Source organism: Mediterraneibacter sp. 210702-DFI.3.120, from assembly GCF_020561005.1.
Taxonomy (GTDB): domain Bacteria; phylum Bacillota; class Clostridia; order Lachnospirales; family Lachnospiraceae; genus Mediterraneibacter; species Mediterraneibacter faecis.
Window position 1 is genome coordinate 1 of the sequence record NZ_JAJCNG010000048.1, and the last position, 4305, is coordinate 4305.

Sequence of the window (4305 nt, forward strand, 5' to 3'; positions counted from 1 at the left end):
TTTTTCTTAGTCTTTCCTGTATACAGAACCCGGAGCCTGCATCAATCCCTCAATGGCTGTCTATTAGAAGAAACTTTATAAGCGCTATCTGATTTCGTCCGCACTCGAAAAAGAATCCCTACGATAAATCTTTACTTTGCAAAAAGCTCTTTCTCCCACTCTTCTTGCTCCAGCAAAAATCCTTTCTCTTCCAGTGCTTCTTGAATCATATCCAATGTCTTTTCACTATCCGCTTCTACTACATGATAATGGTAATCGGATGTGATATTTTTCAGCGGAGTAGACTTTCCGCTTCTGATATCATCTATGAACTCTACTGCATTTCGTCTGGAATTAATATTGAGTGATGCTTCCATATGACCGTAGACTCTGTGATTCACCATCACATTACGAACTCTTCCACCAAGGTCTACGATTGTATAGAGTTCATCTTCAACCTGGTCATCGGTATGTTTCACTTTGAAGATTCTTTCTACTAAATGTGATTCGTGCAAAATATATCCTCTGTTTGTAGATATAATGTCATGTCCTGCGGCACGGATGAGTGCGATATCCTGCACGATCACCTGACGGCTTACTTCATACTGTGCAGCCAATGCCTTTCCCGGCACCGGTGCTGAGCTTGTCTTTATCTGATTTATAATGGCAGTTCTTCTTTCTGGTCCTGTCATCATGCCTCTTCCTTTCTAAATTGAAATCCATACTAATAATTGTTCTTTAACAATTATATCACTTTTACTCTACAGCATGAAGGTTTTTCATCGAGATATCAAGAATCGGAGCGGAATGTGTCAGGGCTCCACTGGAAATATAGTCTACGCCAAGAGCTGTCAGGCGTCCAATATTTTCTTTTGTTACATTTCCAGAACACTCTGTTTCAGCTCTTCCGTCAATGATCTTGATTGCTTCCTGCATTTCTTCTGTTGACATGTTATCAAGCATGATGATATCTGCTCCGGCTTCTACTGCTTCTTTTACCATCTCAAGATTCTCAACTTCTACTTCGATCTTTCTTACAAATGGTGCGTAGTCTTTTGCCATCTCGACCGCTTTCTTTACGCTTCCTGCAGCTCCGATGTGATTGTCTTTCAGAAGTACTCCATCAGAAAGATTATATCTGTGGTTATAACCGCCACCAACACGAACTGCATATTTCTCGAAGATTCTCATATTAGGTGTTGTTTTTCTTGTATCAAGAAGTTTTGTTTTGCTTCCTTCAAGAAGTCCTGCAACGGAATGTGTATAAGTTGCGATTCCGCTCATTCTCTGAAGGTAGTTCAGTGCTACACGCTCACCGGAAAGAAGTACACGGATATCTCCTGTTACTTTTCCCATCAACTGACCGTTCTTTACTTCGTCTCCGTCTTTGCAGTAAAGTTCTGTCTTTGTGTCTGCATCTAACAGTTCAAATACTCTGCGGTAAACTTCCAGTCCGGCAATTACTCCGTCCTGTTTACAGATCAGTTCTACTTCACCTTTTACATAATCTTTCATAACTGAATTTGTCGTTACGTCTTCGCTTGAAATATCTTCTTTGAGTGCTTCAAGGATCAAATGATCTGCCTGAAGTGTCATTGTAATTTCGTTCATCTTTATATCTCCTGTCCCTGTCTCTATATTCTTTCTCTACTCTTCTCTTAACTTTTATTTTTTCAGCATAGATTAATATTATATCACTATTATTATGCCAATTCACGTACTTTTACTTCATTCTCTGTACCTGAGATTTTATTTGCCGCACGTTTGGCAAATACAAGGCTTTCCAGAAGTGAATTACTTGCCAGACGGTTCGCACCATGTACACCGTTACAGCTTGTCTCTCCTACTGCATATAAATGTTCCATGGATGTTTTACTGTCTGAATCTACCCAGACACCACCCATGAAATAATGCTGTGCCGGAACAACCGGGATACATTCTTTTGTCACATCATATCCCTCTTCCAGACAATGTTGATAAATGTTCGGGAAATGACCCATGATGGTTTCTTTTCCAAGTTTTTCCATGGACAGCCAGACATGATCTGTGCCTTCCTTTTCCATCTCTTCTCTGATTGCCTTAGTCACAACATCTCTTGGAAGGAGTTCATTTACGAAACGTTCTTTCTTGCTGTTAAGAAGAACCGCACCTTCTCCACGGACAGACTCTGAAATAAGAAAGCGTCTTCCTGGTTTCTTGGAATACAATGTTGTTGGATGGATCTGTACATAATCTAAATGCTCTAAACGAATTCCGTGTTTTTCGGAAATAGTAAGTGCATCTCCTGTCAGATGTGGGAAATTTGTGGAATGCTTATAGCGTCCACCGATTCCACCGCTTGCCCAGATTGTATTCTCTGCATGGATTTCGAATTCATTTCCATCTTTATCCTGTGCAATGATTCCTCTACATTCATCATTTTCCACAATGATATCTGACATCGTTGTATATTCAAGCAATGTTACATTAGAAAGCTGCTTTACCTGTGCAAGCAGTTTACTTGTGATTTCTTTTCCTGTAATATCTGCATGAAACAGAATTCTCGGACGTGAATGTGCTCCCTCACGAGTAAATGCATAAATATCCTGAATCTCTGCCTTTTCACCACCGTTGTCTGCGGCTTCATTTCCAGACTCATCTGTCTCCTGTTTTTGGAAATCTACACCATAGCCAATCAGGTCATGAATGATCTCTCTTGAACTGCGGATCATAAGATCAACAGATTCTTTTCTGTTCTCATAATGTCCCGCTTTCATTGTATCTTCAAAATAACTGTCATAGTCATCTTTGTCATGCAGCATGCAGATTCCTCCCTGAGCCAGGAATGAATCACTGCTCTCTAAATCTGACTTTGTAATCATAATGATCTTCTGATCTCTCGGAAGACTCAATGCGCTGAAAAGCCCTCCCACACCTGTTCCGACAATGACTACATCTGCTTCCATTTTCATAATAAATATCTCCATTCCGACAGCGACTGTCGATTTGATCTCATTATTTTTCTTTGATCTTCGATTGCTGTCAATCCTATCTGTCCTCTGTTTACTTGGCCAGTTCTAACATTCTCTCTAACGGTTTCTTAGATTCTTCACGAAGCTTATCGTCTACAAAAACTTCATTCTCGCCTGTCTTTAATACATGAAGCACTTTCTCAAGTGTAACCTTCTTCATATTTCTGCAGATTGGAGTTGTCTCTGTAAAATAAAATTTCTTCTCAGGATTTCTCTTCTGAAGTTCATACAAAACACCACTTTCTGTACAGATGATAAATTCTTTCGCATCTGATTTTCCTGCCTGTGCGATAATTTCTGAAGTACTTCCGACAAAATCAGAAAGTTCCAGAACCTTTGCCGGACATTCTGGATGAGAGAGAACCTCTGCTTCCGGATGTGCTGCTTTCGCTTCCTGAATCTCTTCAACCTCCATGTATTCGTGTACGATACAGAAGCCTTCATTATATATGAAGTTCTTTTCCGGAACCAATCCTGCAATATAATGTGCAAGGTTACGATCTGGTATAAAGAAAATATTTTTATTCGGAAGTGCTTTTACAATCTTCACTGCATTGGATGAAGTTACACAGACATCAGAATGTCTTTTCAGTTCTGCTGTTGAATTAATGTAGCATACAACTGCAAGATCATCATACTCTGAACGAATCTTCTCGATTGTCTCCGCAGATGCCATATGTGCCATTGGACAATCTGCTGCCATATCCGGCATAAGCACTGTTTTCTCAGGATTCAGGATCTTTGCACTCTCGCCCATGAATGAAACACCGCAGAATACGATTGTCTTCTCTTTCAGACCAACCGCAACTTTGCTTAAATAGAAAGAATCTCCTACATAATCTGCAATCTCCTGAACTTCCGGTCTTACATAATAATGCGCCAGAATTACGGCATTTTTTTCTTTCTTTAACTGTTCTATCTCTTCTCTGATCGTCATAGCACGTACCTCTCTTATTCTCTCCTGACATAAAATTCTGCTGTAACACACTTTCATGTCTATTACTCTGTTGATTTATTCTTGCCCATTATAGCACTGTCGTTTACAGGTGACAAGACACTTGTTTTACAAAAACTTTACACCAAGAGGATTTCTTTTGTGAAAAATGTAACATTTTATATGACATTGTTCTTTTTGTGAGGAAATGATGAGGGAATTTCCTCTATAAATTGCCGGGAAATAAAGATTTATCGTAGAAATCATTTTTCGGATATGCGGACGAAAACTGAAAATATTATTTTAGAAAGTCGCTTGTTAGAAGAATGGTACAGGAACGCCGACTCAGGGTTACGCATACTGTTCATACTAGGAAAAACA

Annotated in this window: 4 protein-coding genes; all 4 read right to left on the reverse strand. The window is 39.5% G+C overall.

The features are described from left to right. Positions 1-131: 131 nt before the first annotated feature. Positions 132-671: a transcription repressor NadR gene (locus tag LI162_RS14940; protein WP_054752814.1), complete on the reverse strand. Its 540-nt coding sequence runs from the start codon at positions 669-671 to the stop codon at positions 132-134. Positions 672-735: 64 nt separating this feature from the next. Next, the gene (gene nadC, locus LI162_RS14945; protein ID WP_055147039.1) at positions 736-1590 is read right to left on the reverse strand and encodes a carboxylating nicotinate-nucleotide diphosphorylase; all 855 of its coding nucleotides are present in this window, start codon (positions 1588-1590) and stop codon (positions 736-738) included. 92 nt (positions 1591-1682) lie between these two features. Further along, entirely contained in the window at positions 1683-2930 is a 1248-nt protein-coding gene (locus LI162_RS14950; protein WP_055166559.1) for an L-aspartate oxidase, read from the reverse strand. Between the two features lie 91 nt (positions 2931-3021). Beyond that, positions 3022-3927 carry a quinolinate synthase NadA gene (gene nadA, locus LI162_RS14955; protein WP_015528572.1) on the reverse strand — a complete coding sequence of 302 codons (906 nt, stop codon included), beginning with the start codon at positions 3925-3927 and terminating at the stop codon, positions 3022-3024. Positions 3928-4305 lie beyond the last annotated feature (378 nt).